17 protein-coding genes are annotated in these 19,687 nt (G+C 42.2%); 7 read left to right on the top strand and 10 right to left on the bottom strand.

The genetic code is table 11. The annotated features are described in order from the left end of the window. The first annotated feature begins 31 nt into the window (after nucleotides 1-31). Nucleotides 32-1,351: a D-amino acid dehydrogenase gene (locus FQ082_RS05975; protein WP_149492412.1), complete on the top strand. Its 1,320-nt coding sequence runs from the start codon at nucleotides 32-34 to the stop codon at nucleotides 1,349-1,351. A gap of 96 nt (nucleotides 1,352-1,447) precedes the next feature. Here the strand turns inward: FQ082_RS05975 and FQ082_RS05970 are convergent, their stop codons facing one another. Further along, on the bottom strand, nucleotides 1,448-3,658 hold the full coding sequence (locus FQ082_RS05970) for a molybdopterin oxidoreductase family protein (protein ID WP_149492411.1): 2,211 nt from the start codon (nucleotides 3,656-3,658) through the stop codon (nucleotides 1,448-1,450). 496 nt (nucleotides 3,659-4,154) lie between these two features. On the opposite strand from FQ082_RS05970, the gene FQ082_RS05965 reads away from it, so the two are divergent. The 3 genes from FQ082_RS05965 (at nucleotide 4,155) to FQ082_RS05955 (ending at nucleotide 6,467) form a co-directional block, all read left to right on the top strand. Continuing rightward, a complete protein-coding gene (locus FQ082_RS05965) occupies nucleotides 4,155-4,358 on the top strand; it encodes a CsbD family protein (RefSeq protein WP_011512540.1) in 204 nt (67 codons plus the stop codon). A gap of 910 nt (nucleotides 4,359-5,268) precedes the next feature. Beyond that, nucleotides 5,269-5,892: a hypothetical protein gene (locus FQ082_RS05960; RefSeq protein WP_149492410.1), complete on the top strand. Its 624-nt coding sequence runs from the start codon at nucleotides 5,269-5,271 to the stop codon at nucleotides 5,890-5,892. Between the two features lie 203 nt (nucleotides 5,893-6,095). Beyond that, complete coding sequence (locus FQ082_RS05955; protein WP_011512538.1) at nucleotides 6,096-6,467, top strand: hypothetical protein; 372 nt, start codon at nucleotides 6,096-6,098, stop codon at nucleotides 6,465-6,467. Between the two features lie 32 nt (nucleotides 6,468-6,499). On the opposite strand, the gene FQ082_RS05950 is transcribed toward FQ082_RS05955, so the two are convergent. Then, the gene (locus tag FQ082_RS05950; RefSeq protein WP_149492409.1) at nucleotides 6,500-6,811 is read right to left on the bottom strand and encodes an NGG1p interacting factor NIF3; all 312 of its coding nucleotides are present in this window, start codon (nucleotides 6,809-6,811) and stop codon (nucleotides 6,500-6,502) included. An 85-nt stretch (nucleotides 6,812-6,896) separates the two neighbouring features. Further along, nucleotides 6,897-7,535, bottom strand: a complete 639-nt coding sequence (locus FQ082_RS05945) for a DNA-3-methyladenine glycosylase (protein ID WP_149492408.1) — start codon at nucleotides 7,533-7,535, stop codon at nucleotides 6,897-6,899. A gap of 209 nt (nucleotides 7,536-7,744) precedes the next feature. Between FQ082_RS05945 and FQ082_RS13005 the strand changes: the two genes are divergently transcribed. Next, on the top strand, nucleotides 7,745-8,212 hold the full coding sequence (locus FQ082_RS13005) for a hypothetical protein (protein WP_188018916.1): 468 nt from the start codon (nucleotides 7,745-7,747) through the stop codon (nucleotides 8,210-8,212). A 73-nt stretch (nucleotides 8,213-8,285) separates the two neighbouring features. Here FQ082_RS13005 and purC read toward each other — a convergent pair whose 3' ends face one another. The 4 genes from purC to FQ082_RS05920 form a co-directional block, all read right to left on the bottom strand. Beyond that, the gene (purC, locus tag FQ082_RS05935; RefSeq protein ID WP_011512534.1) at nucleotides 8,286-8,999 is read right to left on the bottom strand and encodes a phosphoribosylaminoimidazolesuccinocarboxamide synthase; all 714 of its coding nucleotides are present in this window, start codon (nucleotides 8,997-8,999) and stop codon (nucleotides 8,286-8,288) included. A gap of 129 nt (nucleotides 9,000-9,128) precedes the next feature. Continuing rightward, nucleotides 9,129-9,464, bottom strand: a complete 336-nt coding sequence (locus FQ082_RS05930) for a hypothetical protein (RefSeq protein ID WP_020442535.1) — start codon at nucleotides 9,462-9,464, stop codon at nucleotides 9,129-9,131. 14 nt (nucleotides 9,465-9,478) lie between these two features. Continuing rightward, the gene (gene dapA, locus FQ082_RS05925; protein ID WP_149492407.1) at nucleotides 9,479-10,384 is read right to left on the bottom strand and encodes a 4-hydroxy-tetrahydrodipicolinate synthase; all 906 of its coding nucleotides are present in this window, start codon (nucleotides 10,382-10,384) and stop codon (nucleotides 9,479-9,481) included. Between the two features lie 536 nt (nucleotides 10,385-10,920). Beyond that, a complete protein-coding gene (locus tag FQ082_RS05920; protein WP_149492406.1) occupies nucleotides 10,921-12,378 on the bottom strand; it encodes a Do family serine endopeptidase in 1,458 nt (485 codons plus the stop codon). Between the two features lie 814 nt (nucleotides 12,379-13,192). On the opposite strand from FQ082_RS05920, the gene FQ082_RS05915 reads away from it, so the two are divergent. Next, a complete protein-coding gene (locus FQ082_RS05915; protein ID WP_149492405.1) occupies nucleotides 13,193-15,487 on the top strand; it encodes a cation:proton antiporter in 2,295 nt (764 codons plus the stop codon). Nucleotides 15,488-15,624: 137 nt separating this feature from the next. Here FQ082_RS05915 and tmk read toward each other — a convergent pair whose 3' ends face one another. Beyond that, entirely contained in the window at nucleotides 15,625-16,302 is a 678-nt protein-coding gene (gene tmk, locus FQ082_RS05910) for a dTMP kinase (RefSeq protein WP_149408993.1), read from the bottom strand. A 111-nt stretch (nucleotides 16,303-16,413) separates the two neighbouring features. Beyond that, a complete protein-coding gene (gene mltG, locus FQ082_RS05905; RefSeq protein WP_149492404.1) occupies nucleotides 16,414-17,697 on the bottom strand; it encodes an endolytic transglycosylase MltG in 1,284 nt (427 codons plus the stop codon). Between the two features lie 169 nt (nucleotides 17,698-17,866). Here mltG and FQ082_RS05900 point away from each other — a divergent pair, with 169 nt between their 5' ends. After that, a complete protein-coding gene (locus FQ082_RS05900; protein WP_149492403.1) occupies nucleotides 17,867-18,631 on the top strand; it encodes a DpnI domain-containing protein in 765 nt (254 codons plus the stop codon). Nucleotides 18,632-18,670: 39 nt separating this feature from the next. Here FQ082_RS05900 and FQ082_RS05895 read toward each other — a convergent pair whose 3' ends face one another. After that, the gene (locus tag FQ082_RS05895) at nucleotides 18,671-19,684 is read right to left on the bottom strand and encodes an aminotransferase class IV (protein WP_149492402.1); all 1,014 of its coding nucleotides are present in this window, start codon (nucleotides 19,682-19,684) and stop codon (nucleotides 18,671-18,673) included. Between the last annotated feature and the right edge of the window lie 3 nt (nucleotides 19,685-19,687).

Here is a 19,687-nt window from a genome sequence, read left to right as displayed (position 1 = left end):
TCTAATTTCATCAATCGCAGCAGAGTAATCTATGACCCATATTGCGGTACTCGGAGCAGGCGTGGTGGGCGTTACCACCGCATGGTATCTACGCCAAGCAGGCTATGATGTGACCGTGATTGAGCGTGAGTCAGCGGCAGGTATGCAAACCTCATTTGCCAATGGCGGACAGATATCAGTCTCGCATGCGACCCCTTGGGCAAATCCTACTGCACCGATAAAAGCACTCAAATGGTTGTTTCGCGAGGATGCACCGCTGCTTTATCGATTGCGTGCGGATAAGGCGCAAATTAAATGGGCGATGCAGTTTTTACAAGAGTGCCGCGCAGATCGTGCTGATGCAAATTTGGTGCAAATGGTACGTTTGGGATTGTACTCACGAGATACTTTGCAGCAGCTGCGTACTGATATCGGTATCGATTATGAACAACAAACGCGCGGTATCATGCACTTTTATACCGATCAAGCTGAGTTTGATGCTGCGATAGCGCCTACAGAGCGTATGCAGGCGCTCGGCTGCGAGCGTTATGTGATTGACATCAATAATGCCGTTAGTCTCGAGCCAGCACTTTATCCCATTGCCCATAAGCTCAAAGGCGCGACGTATACCAGCCATGATGAGTCAGGAAATGCCCATCTATTTACCCAGCGTTTAGCTGAACGCTGTGCCGAAGCTGGCGTTAAGTTTTTATACGACACTAAGATCTTAGCGATTAATACGGATGCTGACTCTGCGCGTCCGCACGTATATAGCATTACCATTCGACCCAAAGGCGAAAATGCGCAAACCTTTAGTGGAGATAGCTATGTATTGGCGCTTGGTAGTTATAGCGTCGCTTTAATGAAACCTCTTAGTATGCATTTGCCTATTTTCCCTGCCAAAGGCTACTCAGCCACTTATCAAATCAACCCACGAGCACCCCATTTAGCACCCTTTGTTAGCTTAATTGATGATGAATTTAAGCTGGTCACATCGCGTCTCGGTGATAAATTGAGAGTGGCGGGGACAGCAGAATTTAATGGCTACAACTTAGATTTGAATACCATACGCTGTGAGGCCATCACTCGCCGCGTGCAGCAATTGTTTCCCAAAGGCATCATTGCCAACTCTGTACAATATTGGACAGGGTTACGACCAATGACGCCCTCAAATGTCCCGTTAATAGGGCGCGCGCATATGGGTAAAGTCCGACATGGTAGTCGAAATATTGACGCCACTTTTGATAATTTATGGCTCAATACTGGTCATGGCACGCTTGGCTGGACGCATGCATGTGGTTCGGCTAAAGCGATTAGCTTACTAATACAAGGCGAGATACCTGAGGTTAATTTTGATTTTATCGGTATCTAGATTTAGTCTAAGACAAATTAATAAGGTAAATAAAAAGCGCTTATCATTATAAATAAGCGCTTTCGAGTCCAACTTTAACTATAGTACTGATTGCATTTATGCAGCGCTACCCGACTCGGCTTTTGAATGTGACAAAGAGTTCGAACTGTCTGACTCAGCAGCTTCTGCATGTATAGCCTCCAATTGCACAGGGACGCCATTTACAGCAGCATTACCGCTTAACTCATCAATCAAAGTATCATCTGTCAGATCATTCACACTGACGCCTGCATGCGCTTGAGCGATTTTTTGCTTAACGCCTTTGCGACCATGTCCAAAACCATGTGGAATACTCACGACATTTGGCATCAACTCATCAGTAACTTCTGCTGGAATAATTACGCTACCGACGCGCGATGTGACTTTGACATCTTGACCATCTTGAATACCGTACTGCTCAGCCGTCTCAGGGTGTAGCATCAGGGTGCAGCGCGGCTTACCTTTGACCAAGCGATGACTGTTGTGCAGCCATGAATTATTACTACGGACATGACGACGACCAATCAATAAAATCTCGCTATCATCATAATCTTGCATCATCGCTTGCACGCGGGCAAGATCTGCTTGGTAAAAATCGACGTTGAGATGAATCTGCTTATCTTTATGTTGTAAAGCTTGCGGCAACATGGTTTTAAGCGGTCCCAATTCAAGTCCATGAGTATTTCTCTTCAGCTTACTTAGCGTCAAGCCAGCATAAGGTCCACGCCGTAGTCCTTGATCAAGCACAAACTTTGGTTCTAACCGCTTTATCAATAGCCGTTCGGCTTTGGTTACTAAAGACGCTTTTTTATCCAAGCGCTTTGCCAGCTCTAGATAGATTTGCCAATCATGCTTGGCCTCCTTATTTTTACGAAACAAAGCTTTTGAATATTTAGCGACGTTATGTATGGCAAAATTATTAAAGGTAACATCATAATGGTCGCGCTCTAGCGGTGAGACTGGCGGCAAAATAATATTGGCATGGCGACTGGTTTCATTAACAAAATAATCAATGGCGACCATAAAATCCAACTTTTCAAAGGCTTGATCTAATTTTTCGCCATTGGGTGTACTCAAGACAGGATTACCTGCCACAGTCATAAAGCCTTTTAATTGTCCCTCACCTTCGATCAATATCTCATCACTCATGGCAACCACGGGATATTCACCATTAAAGTCAGGTAGCTTGCTGACACGACTATGACGCTTACCCAAATACCCCGGACCAGAATTATTCACCACATCGACTGCAGCATTCGGGAACATCAAACCACCCACTTCATCTAAGCGCCCCGTCACGATATTAATAACCATAGACAAATACTGGCTTAATAAACCAAATTCCTGCACTGATATACCCATCCGACCATAGCAAACCGAGCTTTTTGCTTCACAAAATTCTGTGACCAGTCGCTTGATGTCAACCGCAGCTATGCCCGTAATAGCAGCAACTGACTCTGCACTATAGTCTTTGGCAAAATCTGCCAGTCGCTCTATTTCTGGCGCGAGTGCTGCTGCTCTATTATTGGTGCTAGCTTTATCGGCATAGCCTTGCAAATAAACCTCATTGAGCATCGCTAATAATAGCAACACGTCAGTCGCTGGACGAATAAAGTGATGCTCGCTTGCGATAACAGCGGTTTCGGTACGTCTTGGATCGATGACGACGACTTTGCCACCACGTGCTTTAATGTCTTTTAGTTTTTGGCGCATGTTTGGTGCCGTCATAATACTGCCGTTAGACGCTAGCGGATTGCCACCGATGATGAGCATATAATTAGTACGGTTGACATCAGGTACTGGAATACGCAGCATATGCCCAAATAAATGCATGCTAACGATATGGTGCGGTAATTGATCGACTGAAGTGGCAGAGAAGCGACTGCGCGTTTTGAGGCTGTTTAGCAGATACTTAATCGTTAGCATGCCACCCAGATTGTGTACATTGGGATTGCCCAAATAAACACCAAAAGCATTTTTGCCATATTGTTTTTGCACTGCCCCAATACCAGCTGCGACTTTATCTAACGCTTTAGTCCAGCTAATTTCTTTCCAGCCTTTAGCCGTTCTTTCAACAGGATGACGCAGGCGGTCAGGATCCTCATGCAAATCTTGCAAGGCAGTCGCTTTTGGGCAAATATACCCTTTAGAAAATGGATCGCTCTTATCCCCTTTAATCGATAAAACCTTTTTGCCATCATGCTTTATCTCGATACCACACATTGCCTCACACAGAGTACAGGTTCTAAAATGCGTCTGCTCTTTGGATTTGGTTTGTTCAGTCACCACGGTCACGCTCCCTGTTTTATATTGTCATTCTTAATAAACCGATACTGAATTCCTTTTTAAGACTGTGATCACTGACAGTCTATTACCTACTATATCTCGCTGATGCTGTAACTCATAGTCAAATGTGTGCACTGTAGTTATGCACCTTAGTTACGTACCTCACTGACAAAACATCCTAATGATTACATAACTAGACTGCTCATAACACAGTCACGATTTTTTTTATAATTGAGCAACAGTATCAACATTGTCCATACAGACAAAGCATTTCGAAATTCATATATTAGTAGCACAAGTTAGCCATTGGCTATTTGTAACGCAGTTAAGTGATTTAAAATACGCTATATAAGAAATAAGCTATTTAACAGCAATACTGTACTAGCAATAAGAATCATAAATAATAATTTGGATACTAAAGCGTGATGCAACCTGTTGATTTAACTTTTCAATAACAGCTACTGTAAAAGACGCAATAACTAAAACAAGGAAAATAGCAATGAATGAACATACTCTAAAAGGCGAGTGGAACCAAGTAAAAGGCTCAGCAAAGCAGAAATGGGCTGACCTTACTGATGACGATTTATTACATGTTGAAGGTAGCCGTGATAAGCTCGTTGGTAAAGTACAAGAGCGTTATGGTCATAGTAAAGATGATGCTGAGCGTGAAGTAGATGCATGGCGTACTGAAAATAAATACTAGTAAATAGTGATGCTTGTAACAAGAGTTAAGATAAAATTTTTGTAGGCAGATTATTTAAACGAAAACCGCATTAGAAACTAATGCGGTTTTTTTATGCTCAGTGTATCAGCAGATACTTATCAGGAACAAACCTCAAACCTCAAACCTCAGACACGATAAAACCGCATAGCAATTAATTGTTATGCGGTTTTATTGTTAACTATCCTTGTTACCCACCACGGCTCTAATCGCTGCATCCTTGCAAGATATTGAGCATATTGTGACAGTTGGGCATCCTGCCCTTTTTACTACTAGTGGCATTATCTGCCTGCAACACGGGTTATGTGTCCTTAATCCAATTGCTATTATCATCCTGATGCTAGCCGTTGAAATATTATCCTTAATACGGTCAACTCAATCCTTGAGTCACATTCCCTTATGCCGTGTGTGTATAGTGTCAAATTATTGAGCTAATGTTAAGTCGCGTAAACGTCATTGCGTGTAAGCATATGCTTACATCAGTTTAAATCCAGAAGGTTAATAGGCTTAACCATATGATATTAATAGCTTTTAATATAAATATCTATTTTTAAGCTAGAAAAAATTAATACAGACCACTTAAGTGTTAGCGATATTCGCTGTTCTAAGCAACATCTTAGTCACTCAAAGTATCGAACGCTTACGCAATTATTTGCAAAATTTACAACTTCTTAACACCAATGACACGTATTAATGAGCTTTAAGTCTTACTATGTGTATGTAAGAAAATATTTCAAGAATAACGGTAATTAAGAACAAACGTCCATAGATTATAAGCATATCTTGCGTATTATTCATGATTGTTAGCGTTATTCTGCATTATATATTGACAAAATTTTGCAACTGTATATAAGCACTTTTTAAGTCAACTTATATCTTAGGAGATTCCATCATGAAAACGTTAAAACCTTTCTCGTTTAAAACTGTCCTTTCTGCCTCACTTGCATTTTCACTCATTGGCGTTACTGCTGGCTGCGCTGTCGCCGGTCCAGGTTATGACAATTATCCGATATACAATGACAATAGCGGTTATAACCACGCTGAAAACAACCGTGCCATTCAGCAGCTGCGTCAGGATTTACGCCGTAAAGGTTATAACGTGATGGACATCAGAACAGAGAGCTATCGCGGTAACCGTGTGCTGACGGTTCTTGCTAAGAAAAATAATCAAGCGTATGAACTAAAATACAGCTCACCAGATCTCAGGCTGATCAGCTCGACCAAAAAACCTTGGTCTAATGTCTGGGATGATAAAAACGACTATAAAGATAATGGCAAATACAAAGATAAACATTATAAAAATGAAGATAGCATCAAGAACGAATCACGTTATCCAGCGATTAAACGCCGTGCTATCAATAAAGTTGAGGGTATGGGTTATCGAGTCAAAGATATCGAGTTTGAACAAAAGAACAATCGTGGCGTGTTTGAGATTGAAGCCAAACGTGGCTCACAAGAGTATGAGATTACACTTGGCTATCCAAACTTGAATGTAATCAAGATTAAAAAAGATTAATGTTAAAGACATAGCCTCCGAATAACATTTATTCGTTCTATTATTTATCAAATTTTGGCATCATTTAGTATTTGATGTCCGCGGTCAAATAAGCCAGCCCTTGGTTTATTTGACCATTTTTTTATCGCTTTTCTTGTTTATCGTATACTATCTATTTATCGTCGTTTCATACGCAATTTTCATATCATTACTGAGATCATCTTATGAACATTAATTCTTTACTAAAAACCACAGCAGCGGGCAGTATGGCAGCAGTGCTATTAACGATAACCACAGGTTGTGTTACAACACCTGGATATAACCCTTATGGCGATCTTTATGAAGATATTTATAAAGACAGTAGCGTCTATAAGAAACATAAGGAAACCATCAATAACGTTGATAAAGATATTTACCGTCCTGCTATCGAGCAAAGAGCAGCAAATAAAGTCCGTAGTATGGGTTACCGTGTTGAAGACGTTAAATACAAAAAAGGCGACAACAAAATAAAAGTAAAAGCATACCGCGGTGGTGAAGATTATAAAATCGAGCTTGGCTATCCCGGCTATAATGTCTTAAAAATAAAAGAAGACTAATAGTCTGTTTTAAGAAGCATTGAAAACTGCGATCAAAAATCTAAGACTTCAATCACATCATAAGCAGGTGTTTCATAAGGATGCGCCTGCTTTAATGCGATAATGACATCACCAATATTAACCTTCGCAACCACCATCTCTACCCGCCATTCATTGACTTTCTCTAAACTGTCCTGTGTACCAATATGTGGCGTGCTACCTACGAGTGGCATGAATTGCCCTATCCCCTGCACTTGCCAACAACATTGCTCATAATCGCCAATTTTGCCAGCACCTGCTGCAAATAGCGCCGACTTTACCTGTTCTAATACTGAGTCTGGTACAAAAACGGTGAGTTTATACATGTCCTAGCCTCATTAAATAGTAACCTTATTAAATTAATCGCCTTATCAAATACTTGAAAATTAAGTTAAAACTATAAAAAATTTTCTACTTTTTTGACAAAGAAAGGTGATCAGTCCATATATAACGCAGTAACCACTCTTTTGCGTCGCCAGCATAATCAATACCGATACGGGGCCGTAATGATACTAGCGGCTGACAACCATCATCCTCCACCCAAACTTTTGAAGCAGGCGTGATTGGCTTACCGTATAACGTTCTATCTATCTGTAAGCCCTTGGTCAGCTTGCCAGGACCTGCCAGCTGTTTGATATGATTAAGTTGTTTATTAACGTCTAATAATTGCTCATTCATTAAGCGAGCGCTATCCTCTATTAAAAATCCAGCACGTATTAAAACAGCTTCTGGCGACTCTGTTGGTCCACTGACCAAATTGAGCATATGATGAATACCATAAGTCAGGTATACATAAAAAACACCGCCTATATGGTACATAATCTCTGTACGCGGCGTACGTGTGCCTGCATGCGCATGACACGCAGCATCCCCTTCGCCAATATAAGCTTCTGTCTCTGAGATACGCATACGCAAGATTTTTTGTTGACCATCGCTGTCTGTCAGCTCTCGACACAACACCTTGCCAATTAAGTCGGCAGCCACCACGCAAGTGGGACGGGCAAACCAAGATGGCTCCACAACACTCGATACAACTTGAGACGCTAACATCAGTCATAACCTTTTTATAAGGGTTTATATTTACACTCTATTATCACAGCAGCATAAATTTAACATAAAAAGCCATCAAAGGCTGTCTGATAACGACTACCATTACTTATTGCAACTGATGTTATACAGACAGTTAACTCAATATAATAGTAATCTTGATCCCAGATATACCACACTAAAAAACATAATTAAATTAAAAGGATATAACAATGAGTAACTCTAATAGCCAAGGCAATAAGCAGCAAAATGGTAGTGATAAAGCAGAAGACAAAAAAAATGATGTAAAAGACAACAACACTGCGAATGACACTAAAGATCAGAATACTGATAAAGGTTCTGACAGTAAGAATTCAAATAATAGCTCAGACAACAAAGACAACAAAGACAACAAAGACAACAAAGACAACAAAGACAACAAAGACAACAAAGACAACAAAGACAACAAAGACAACAAAGACAACAAAGACAACAAAGACAACAAAGCATCAGATAAAGACGATAGTAAAGATAGTAAGTCTTCAGATAAAAATGCTAAAAGTAAGGGCGATAAAGACTCTTCTTTAGCTGATACTGCTACTACAAAGGCAAAAGAAGTGGTCGGTACATTAGCAGATAAAGCGGCAGATGCCATGGAGTTTGCTGCTAAGAAAATCAAAGACGCTCGTAAAGACAGCTAATAAATTTAAGTGCAAAAAAAACTGAGCCATGGCTCAGTTTTTTTATGTCTTAACGGTTTTAATTTTTCTACATTTAGCTCAGTGGTACACCGATACGGCTTGCCACTTCTTCATAAGCTTCGATGACATCACCTAATGACTGACGGAAGCGGTCTTTATCGAGCTTCTTCTTGGTGGCTTTATCCCAAATGCGGCAGCCATCTGGTGAGAACTCATCACCTAAGACGATACGGTCATGAAATACACCAAACTCTAGTTTGAAATCTACTAGTATCAAATCACCAGCATCAAACAGCGCTGTCAAAACTTCATTTACTTGATGACTCAGCTCTTTCATTTTAACAAGCTGTGCGTCATTTGCCCAGCCAAGAGAAATTGAGATTGACTCATTAACCATCGGATCGCCAAGCGCATCATCTTTATAGAATAGCTCGTAAGTCGGTGGCGTCAAAGCCTGACCTTCTTCCAACCCTAAACGACGTACCAAACTGCCCGCAGCAAAGTTACGCACAACGCATTCAACCGGAATCATATCCAAACGCTTGACCAACACTTCATCATCAGACAATTGCTTTTCAAAATGCGTCTCGATACCAGCGTCAGCAAGCTTTTGCATAATAAACGCGTTAAAGCGATTATTAACCACGCCTTTGCGTGCAAGCTGTTCAATACGCTTACCATCAAGCGCTGAGGTGTCATCACGGAAATGTAAAATCAGCAGGTCGTTGTCTTCTGTTTCATAAACAGATTTGGCTTTGCCTTTATAGAGCAGTTCTTGCTTTTGCATTAGGAGGTTTCCTGTTCGTTCAAGCTTATGTGGTAAAAACGCGCAGCGACCGCTGATAACTTATAAACCCAATGAGATACATTGGTATTGATAAAAGCATCAGCGGCATAGATAAGGTTAAAAAAGACTTTATTCAGTACGACTCGCAACAGCGCGTTGCGGTTTTGGTAGCTGGTACTGTTTACCAGACTCGTTCTGTAATGTGAGCGTATTGGCGCCTGCATTAGGGGTTGGGTAAAGCGGTACAAAGGGTGCAGTCTCTTGAGCAGCTGGCAGCTGTAGCGGCGCCAACTTTTTACTTTGCTGATACTCTAGGCTACCATTGTCACGCTTACCAATAAATTCTTTTGTCGCTTGGCAGCCGCTTAATACTAACGTACTACCCAACACGACCGTCATTACAGCAGGGAATATTTTTGCAGTCATTGATGATACTTTCATCATATTATCTCTCTGAGTTAGCATTTACACGCATCATTTTATAATAAGTTTGCACGAACCAAAGCACTATCAATCGTCGCGTGATGTTGCTCGGCTAGCCATACCAGCGGCAGGCGAATACCTTGATCTATCATACCCATTTTGTGCAAAGCGTACTTGGCTGGAATAGGGCTTGATTCGATAAACAAGTCACGATGTAAATGTTTAACGATATCATGTACTTGATTGGCGGTATCGAAATCACCGCGCAAGGCTGCTGTAAAGGTTTCACTCATGGCCTTTGGTGCGACGTTGGCAGTCACAGAGATATTCCCTTTACCACCAAATTTCATCAGCTCAAGGGCACTACCATCATCACCAGACAAGACAACAAGACGATCGCCAACTGCTTTTATTAATTGCTCACCACGAGCAACAGAACCTGTCGCGTCTTTGATAGCAACAATATTATCGATATCCGCTAAACGCTCGACTGTCTCTTGCGCGATATCAACGACGGTGCGTCCAGGGACGTTATACAGCATTTGCGGGATATTAACAGCTTCAGCAATGGCTTTGTAATGTTGATATAAGCCTTCTTGTGGCGGCTTATTATAATAAGGGGCGACCAATAATGCACAATCTGCACCGGCATCTGCGGCATCTTGGGTCAGCTTAATAGCTTCCACCGTATTGTTCGCACCAGTACCTGCAATCACCGGCACACGACCTTTAACATGCTGTACAAAATAGCGAATGACATCACTGTGCTCTTGCATTGACAAGGTTGCAGATTCGCCAGTCGTACCAACAGCGACAAGGCAATGTGTGCCTTGTTCAATCTGCCAATCTATGAGGTCTGCCAGACGTTTATAATCGACCGTGCCGTCACGAAGCATGGGCGTTATCAAAGCTACCATTGAGCCTTGTAGTCGGGTTTTAATATCGTCGTATGCTGTGCTCATAACTGTGCCTTACTCTCGTATCCTAGCTTTGATTAAAGCTATCACATGATAGGTCGTTTGCAAGTACCAATGCATATTTTGAAGTATTCATTATCAAATAGCTGCATGGATACTATAAATAATATGCATGCTCATAAACATCATTGGTAAGATCTTGCTCGAGGTTAATACTGAATGTTTGTATGTCTTATACCGTCCTTGACGCCATTTTATCTGACATTAATAGGATGATTATCTCGCTATAAAAACGCCTGCTAGTGTAGCATATTTTGGATTGACCGCTATCAATCAATTAATGCCAAAGCAAGCCATTCTGAAAATAATTGCCCAGCTGCTTCAATCTCATTTGCCATTAATATACAGTAAAATGGATAACATCTAACTTTTAAACCAAACCGTCAGTTTAGCGTAATTGCCAAGGGTCGATAAAATCTTTTTAAGCCTTTTAACCAATCGTCAACACATCGTTGGCTAGCCGATACAAGCAAACAAACGCTTATGTCCTTTTGTGCCACAAGTAATAGCAATATCTTTAACTACTCTATTCGTAATCCGATAATACCGGGGATACCTTGACGCATAACTTCGATCGTCACCACTCCCTTTTTAGGCAATACCGACACCGCACTCGAAACATCATTAACGGTTTTAATCGATTTTTGATGTAGGTTGGTAATGATATCGCCTGCTAATATACCTGAGCGTGCTGCCAATCCAGTTGGTTCAATCGCTGTGACCAAGACACCAGTTTTATTATCAGAGGCCAACTCTGCTTGTTCCTCTGGGGTCAAATTACGTAAGGCTAAGCCGAGACTTATCTCGTTATTTTGTTGACCACGGCTTTGTGATTGCATGTCATTTGAGGCATCACTCAGCTTGCCAGTGACAAGCGATTGCTTACCATTACGCTGGATTTGCATGCGAAAGCCATCATTGGGACGCGCGCGATTGATCAGGTTCAATAAATCAGAGGCTTCCATAATTTGGACATCATTGTAGCGTAAAATAATATCCCCTGATTTTAGTCCTGCTTTTTGGGCAGGTGAATCAGGCGACACGCGTGTCAGTAACGCCCCTTGCGGACGCGCTAGGTTATAGGCTTCGGCGAGATTGCGATCGATATCTTGCGGATAAATACCTAAATAAGCACGCTCAACCTTGCCATTGGTTTTGAGCTGCTCATAAACATCCATTGCCGCATCAATCGGGATGGAGAACGACAATCCCATATAACCACCGGTGCCACTAAAAATACGTGAGTTAATGCCAATCACTTCACCGCGCTGGTTAAATAAAGGTCCGCCTGAGTTACCAGGATTCAATGCTACATCGGTTTGAATAAATGGCACACTGGTTTCACGCGAAAAGTTACGTGATTTGGCGCTGACAATACCTGCTGATGCTGAATAATCGAAACCAAATGGCGAGCCAATGGCCAGTACTGGTTCACCGACTTTTAGGCTATTAGAATCACCAATCGGTAGCGCTGGGAATTTTTTGCCAGTGACCTTTAATACTGCCACATCCGAGCGCTCATCGCTGCCAACTAAGGTCGCATCCAGCTCAGTTCTGTCATTGAGAGTCACTGTAATTTTGTCTGCGCCCGCCACTACATGGTGATTGGTCAGCATATAACCATCATCAGTCACAAAAAACCCCGTGCCATATGCATGCTCAATCGCTGGCGTCGCGGCTTGATCAGGGATACGTAGGCGATCACCAAAGAATTTCCGTAACAGCTCAGCTGTTTGGGCTTTTGCAAGCTCAGCCTCACTCACAGTTTTGGTCACATTGACGCGTGCCACCGCTGGCGTGACCTGCTGTACCAATCCTGAAAAATCCGCTGTGGTGACAGCAGCTTGCGCACTTGGCATAGTGTTGAGATTAATACCAACAACCATGGTAGTAGCGACAGCGATTGCCAAGGTGCTGCGTTGAAGCAAGCGCTGCATGGTAGCTATGGTGATTTTCGATTTAGATATGTCGATTGGCATCTTATCCCTCATCCAAGTGATTTTTATAATTTTTGTGAGTGGCTATGCTATTAACTTATAGCACGGCTTGGCATTTTAATTCATGATTAATAAATAGTACTTTTATCTTAGTTTATAGAGTATTTTTGCTGACTGCAGCTTAGTTTGTCATCTATTGAGCATCTATCTCAATACGGCAAGTTAACTTGAACATGCTAATTGCACTATACGCTAAACCACACACTGCAAACTCAGAATCATCTGAATACGATTATTACTTGCGACGTCACTTAAGGACTTCATCGAGCTATCATGCTAGCTATTAGAATCACTGATCAACCATAGCTAGTGAACAACATCGTTGCAGCATTCAGTCGCTAGTTCATAATCAAAATGACTTATGCTGTCTGTCTTTTTAAGAGTCTTGTAACGCTTTGGGTGACAGTGAGCACTCAGTTATATAAAATAAAATCATGTTATGATAACCAGTAAAACACATTTAAAACAAACAAAAGTTAGCGCTGAAACTTATTAATGCTTCATTGTTTAAATTGGCTATTATTTTACCGTATCTTCTCTCTTTTGCACTTCTGGTTATTAGATCTTATATTCTAAAGCTCCGCGACTTTATCTAGAAGCGTATTCATCTTTGCTATTATTCTGTGTTTGCTACTATATAGTATACATGACTCTTGCTGTGACTCTTACGGTAACCGTCGATAGCGATTTTTGATGATGATGTGAATGAATCATGAACTAAAAAACCGTCTATGCTAAATGCTATAGCCTCGAATCGCTCTACAGCATGACTATATTATTATAAAAGGATTAATTTATGGATACCGCCCTATTGTTATCCGGCGTGGTTGGGATTGGCATTGCCGCCCAATGGTTGGCTTGGTATTTAAAGCAACCGTCCATTTTGTTTTTATTACTGATTGGTATTATAGTTGGTCCAGTATTAGGGGTTTTCGATCCTGACTTAGTACTCGGCGAACTGATGTTTCCCTTTATCTCACTAGGCGTAGCGATTATCTTATTTGAAGGATCGCTGACCTTAGAGTTTGAAGAGATTAAACAACACGGCTCTGTAGTACAGATGCTGGTTTCCGTCGGTGTGCTAATCACTATCGCTATCGTGTCGCTGTCGACGTACTTGCTCTTTGATATCGACCCGATTATTGCCTTATTGTTTGGGGCATTGGTCTGCGTGACTGGTCCAACGGTCATCATGCCGTTACTGCGCAGTGTACGACCCAATAAAACCATCTCCAATATCTTAAAATGGGAAGGTATCATTATCGACCCTATCGGCGCGATTGCGGTGGTATTGGTTTATGAATATATTATCTCAGGTGGTGAAGCCAGTAGTATTTTGCTGTTTGCTAAGATTGTGGTATTGGCAGTAGCAATGGGGCTAGCTGGCGCGTGGGCATTAGCGTTTTTGATGCGTCGCCATATGATTCCTGAATTTTTACGCAATGTTTTTACCCTTGCTTTTGTACTGGTGTTGTTTTCAATCTCCAACCATCTGGAACATGAATCCGGTTTATTGACGGTGACTGTACTTGGGGTTGCGCTGGCTAATTGGCCAAAATTCCCACGTGATACGATTTTAGAGTTCAATGAATCGCTCACCATCTTATTGGTGTCGGTCTTATTCATTATTCTTGCAGCGCGTGTTGAGCTGGAAAGCTTATTGAGTGTCGGCTTTGCAGGTCTCGTGCTACTAGCGATTGTAATGTTTGTCGCCCGCCCCCTATCGGTTTGGGTGTCGTCTATCGGCTCTAACCTAAAGACAAAGGAAAAGCTGATGATCAGCTGGATTGGTCCGCGTGGTATCGTTGCTGCTGCCATCTCATCACTCTTTGCCATTCGTTTACAAGAGTATGATATTCAAGGGGTTGAGCTACTGGTGCCTTTGGTATTTTTGGTCATTATTGGTACGGTGATGATTCAGGGTTTGGGCGCAAAAATGGTAGGGAACTTTTTGGGTGTCCGTGAGCCTGAAACCAACGGTATCTTGGTTGTTGGCTCAAACCCTGTCGCCTTGTTGGTCGCTACCTCGCTAAAGGATCAGGGCTTTGATGTCATCGTTGCTCATAATAACTATACCAACATCGCTAGCGCACGCATGAGTGGCTTGCGTACTTACTTTGGCAATCCCGTCTCTGACCACGCTGACCATCATTTGGATCTCATCGGTATCGGACGTTTATTTGCCATGAGTATGGATAAAGAGCTGAATACTTTATCCGAGATTCACTATCGTCATGAGTTCGGTGAGCGCAAACTGTACCGATTAAAGTTTAGCGATGAAAAAATCAAAAGTGAGCGCGATGATAAGCAAGGAAACTTCCATTCGCAGTGGCTATTTGGCAAAGATGTAACCTATACCAAGCTTGCCAGTATGCTGTCCAAGAAAGCCCGTATTAAAATCACCAATATCACCGACAGCTATAGCTTTGAGCAATATAAAGCCGATAATAAGCAATTTGTGCCGCTTTATACGGTCGATAAAGAAGGCAAGCTACATGTAATTACTGACAAATTCGATGGTACGGTGCCGCGTGATCGCAAGCTTGTTTCATTGGTCGTCGATGATGACGTACAGCCAAAACCGGTCGATGTGACGCCGCAACAAGAGCAAGCGCGCGCTGCAGCTGACGCAAGCTTTGAGTCCGACTCTAAAGCGCCTGAAAAACGCCAAGAAATAGAGCTGGCGGACGATGATAGTGAGGTAGAGGAAGCATCTTTGATAGATAACGACAAAGACGCTGAACAAAATCTACCTAATAATGTGTCAGCTGATGCTAGCTTAGCGTCTAATCCATCTTCAACCATGCCAACAGCATTAAATGATGAAGGAGCTAACGAAAAAATAGCAACCGCTGAATCTGCTGGTACTAGTCAGGTCAATCCCGAAGTATTGCCAGCGAATCCCAATACGCCAGTAATACCGAAAACAGCCAGCAATAATAAAAACAGTGGTAACGGTAATGGCAGTGCGCCTAAAAATAAAAACGGCTCTCTAGACCCCAACCGTTTACCGGACTCAGGCCAAGATAAAGCAGCCAAGAGTAATACTGCTGAAGCTGTATTAAGTAAAAATGTAGGTAAAAATGATTGAGATACTAGTCATATAGATAAGACCTGAATAAACAACGCTTAAATAGTGTTTATTAAATGCCTATCAATGAACAAAGCCCCAACTAGTTAGTTGGGGCTTTTTATTGGAGCAAGCTTATTTCTTTATGAAAATGTCTATTAAATATCCAACTTCTCTTCGATCGTCTGCCATATTCGTGCGCTGACCTCATTAGCGCTGCCTGAGGCATCAATACGCTGGATACGTTCAGGCTGCTCGCTAGCAAGGACGCTAAAACCTTGATGTACTCTGGTAAAAAATTCCGTCGCTTGCTGTTCAAAGCGGTCAGCGGCACTGCGTTTATTAGCACGTGCCATGCCTTCTAATACTGGTAGATCTAGCCACAGTGTAAGCTCGGGTAACTGCACCACAAACTGCTCGATAAGCATGTCAATTTTAGCACGGACAATCGCATCGCCATCTGCACGTCCAAAGCCTTGATAAGCAACCGTCGAGTCGGTAAAGCGGTCACATATTACCCATGTACCACGTTGCAGCGCTGGCAAAATGACTTGCTGCATATGATCACAGCGCGCAGCAAACATGAGTAGCAACTCTGTATCATCATTGATAGCGGTATTCGGGTCTAACAATATCTCGCGCAAACGTTCAGAAAACGGACTACCACCCGGCTCGCGGGTGCGCACATAATCAATGCCGCGCGCTTGCAGACGCGCACATAGTTGCTCAATCGCCGTGGTTTTACCAACGCCTTCTGTACCCTCAAAACTAATAAAACACCCTTGAGTGGGCGTAGTGGTGGTTTGAGAAAACGGCGCTTGTATGGATGCTGACATGATATGACCTTATGTCATTGTTGAGCGTTATCATTACTTTTATTTTTATAACGATAATACTCAATAAATGATGGTTTTTTAAAGCAATATAAATAACAACATAAAATAGTGTTACTGCGGCGATGTTTGAGCTTTCTTCTCACGCATGACACCGAGATACTCTTTAACTGCTTGATTGTGCTCAGCTAGGCTATTGGTAAATTTATGCCCGCCATTGCCTGTCGCCACAAAATATAGCGCTGCGCTATCGGCAGGATGTAAGGTTGCTTCGATAGAAGCCGCTGACGGCAGTGCAATGGGTGTCGGCGGCAAACCATCGATTTGATAGGTGTTATAGCCTGTTTTTTCATCGATGTCTTTACGGCGAATGTTGCCTTCATAGCGGCTGCCCATACCATAGATAATGGTAGGATCCGTCTGCATACGCATATTTTTGTTCAAGCGATTATTAAAGACGGCTGAGACCAAAGGACGCTCTGCTGCCACACTGGTTTCTTTTTCGATAATAGATGCCATTACCAGTGCCTCATAAGGAGTCTGATAAGGGAGATTTGGCGCACGGTTTTCCCATGCCTTGGTCAGCGCTTGCTGTTGGCGTTTGTACAAGTCGGTCAATACCTTCTTGTCGGTAGTGCCTTCCCCATAATAATAAGTATCAGGGGCAAACCAGCCCTCAAGATTGTGATTGACGATAGGATCATTACTATTGGCAACTGCATCCGGCAATATACCAACCAAATCTAACGCTTCTGCGATGCTAGCATTCGTACTGTCAGCGGTTAGCACTTCTTTTTTGATGCCTTTGTTATCACGTAGCGCCTGATACAAATCTTTTGAGGTTTTGCCCTCGATAATTTGCACTTTGACCATCGCCGCTTTTACCCCTTGCCCAAGCACGTGTAGCGCTTCAGCAATGGTAGGGTTTTCCGGTAATTGGTAAATACCTGCGTGCAATGGACCATCGACTTGCGTTTTCATATAAAGCTTGGCAATCGTGGCAGAAAATAGCGGAATTTCCTGTTGCCACTGCGGTAGCAACCCGTAATAGGTCTGACCTTTTTCAATCGTTATCATTTGCTGCGGCTGTTCAATCCGACCAAATAAAGTCTGATAAACCATGACTAAGAAAAATGCCGCAATTAACCCAAGTACCAACAACACTTGATAACCGCGCTGCATAAAGAATGAAGGATTGTCGGCTTTATAATGGCGTGGTTTATTATTACCGCTTATGAGCGAGACATCTGTAGGCGGAACTTCCTCTGCACCTGTCTCATCGACTGGTTTTGAATTCAAAGGTGCCCCGTCGACACGTTCATCAACAGTGCCTTTTTGGTCATTCGATAGCGTATCATTAGGACGTTCAGGAGGCGTTTCAGGGGTTGGCGTGCTCATGGTCACTCGCGAGGCAGAAGTTTGCTAGAATTTAGCATTGAAACGCCTATTTTTCAATGGCATTTGCTTGGCTTGTGAATTAACTTGATGTTTAGAGCGAATTATATGGCTTAATACTCGTATCGCTTATGTATCCCTTTAAATCTTTCCTTTAATAAGAAAACGGGCTATGAACCTAAATTTTAATCAAAGTCTTGCCAAAAAGTATAAATCTGAACCTCAAAAAATTCGTGTGCTTAGCGAAGATTGGGTCGCTAAGCAAAGTTATTGTCCTAATTGTAATGCTGAACCATTGACTGCATTTATGAACGGCAAACCTGTCGCTGATTTTTATTGTTCAAACTGTAATGAGCAATATGAGCTAAAAAGTAAGAAGGCAAAATTGAGTAACATTATTAATGATGGCGCTTATGACACCATGATTGAACGTATCAATAGCGAGGATAATCCCAGCTTTTTCTTTTTGACCTACTCTCAAGCATTGAGCGTCAACAACTTCTTAATCATTCCCAAGCATTTTTTTAAACCCGATATGATCATAAAACGTAAGCCATTATCAGTCACTGCCAAACGTGCGGGCTGGGTTGGCTGTAATATTGACTTGCGTAAAGTGCCCGAATCAGGAAAAGTATTTTTAGTCAAAGACCAGCAGCTCATACCACGAGATAATGTCACTGAGCAATTTCAAAAAACTTTATTTTTACGTACACAATCTATCGACTCACGCGGCTGGACACTAGATATACTGCAATGTATTGATAAGCTAGAGGCTAATTTCTCTCTCAATCAGGTTTATGCGTTTGCCGACTTATTAAAACTCAAATATCCTGAGAACAATCACATTAAAGATAAAATCCGTCAGCAATTACAAGTACTACGCGATAAAGGCATTGTTGAGTTTTTGGGTCGTGGTCATTATCGAAAGTTATATTAGACGCTTTTCGTTATAACGTTCAGCTCTAGGCTGCCCTTTTTAAATATGATTAAATTGCTTAAAATTCACTACTTCACTCGACAGTAACGTCAGACTGGTCATTGGCATAATACCACGCAGCGCATTGCAAAAGAACAGCTGGCTTAAATGTGGTAAATCCTCATCTTGTAATGATCTAATGATGACTGGCTGTTCTGTAGTGGATAACCGATCGATAAGCACTTGCCGCATCACGCCAGCGACGCCCGATTGCGCCATTGATGACGTATACCATTGACCTTGGGTTAAATAATTTGCGTTGCCTTTAGCAACCTTGTTTTTATCAGCACTATCTTTATCATTATTAGCCGTATTTATCATCTCTGAAGATAGCGACTCTACCAGTCGGCAATCAGATAATTGATAAAACATATTGCTCATCGTGCCTTCAACCCAGCACCCAGTCATATCACGTAGCAAGCCCTCACCGATATCTTGCGCGCCATTAGAGTTTAATGAACGAGCTTTGATATCCTGCAACTCCGCACTCGCCAACACATTATCAAGACGATTTAGACTTTTTAGTCCAGCAAGAGACGGCGGCAGACAAGCGATTTTCGAAGATAAACAAACAGCCGTACTCACAGGTTGTACAGGAATAAAGCCTTCATCATTCAATGACCATTGCGCAGTAGTGCTCACTATCATCACAGAGGATTTTAACCAAACCTCACACTTGTTGCTACCACGCTCACTTGGCACATAGCCATAACCACGGACATCTTGCGCGGCGCGTGTGATAATAAGCTTTAGCATACCTTGTTGTAGCTGCTGGGCATGCACTTGCAAGGCAGATAATAAAGAGCAGTGGTCTAAATCAAGCTGCAAGGCAATCGCATGAGAGATGAGACGCTGATGATGATACTCCGCCCACAGTATCTGCCCATTGATAACGCCCATGGTGGTAAAAAACCCATCACCGTATGCCAAGCCGCGATTATCTAAAGAAGCAGTCAATGCGGCGGTTGGCTTGTCTAATGCAGATAAACAGACCCAGCTATTTGATGGCTGCATGGC

The sequence above is a fragment of the Psychrobacter sp. ANT_H56B genome, assembly GCF_008369245.1.
Classification (GTDB): Bacteria; Pseudomonadota; Gammaproteobacteria; order Pseudomonadales; family Moraxellaceae; genus Psychrobacter; species Psychrobacter cryohalolentis.
This window is presented reverse-complemented; position numbering and strand designations above follow the sequence as displayed.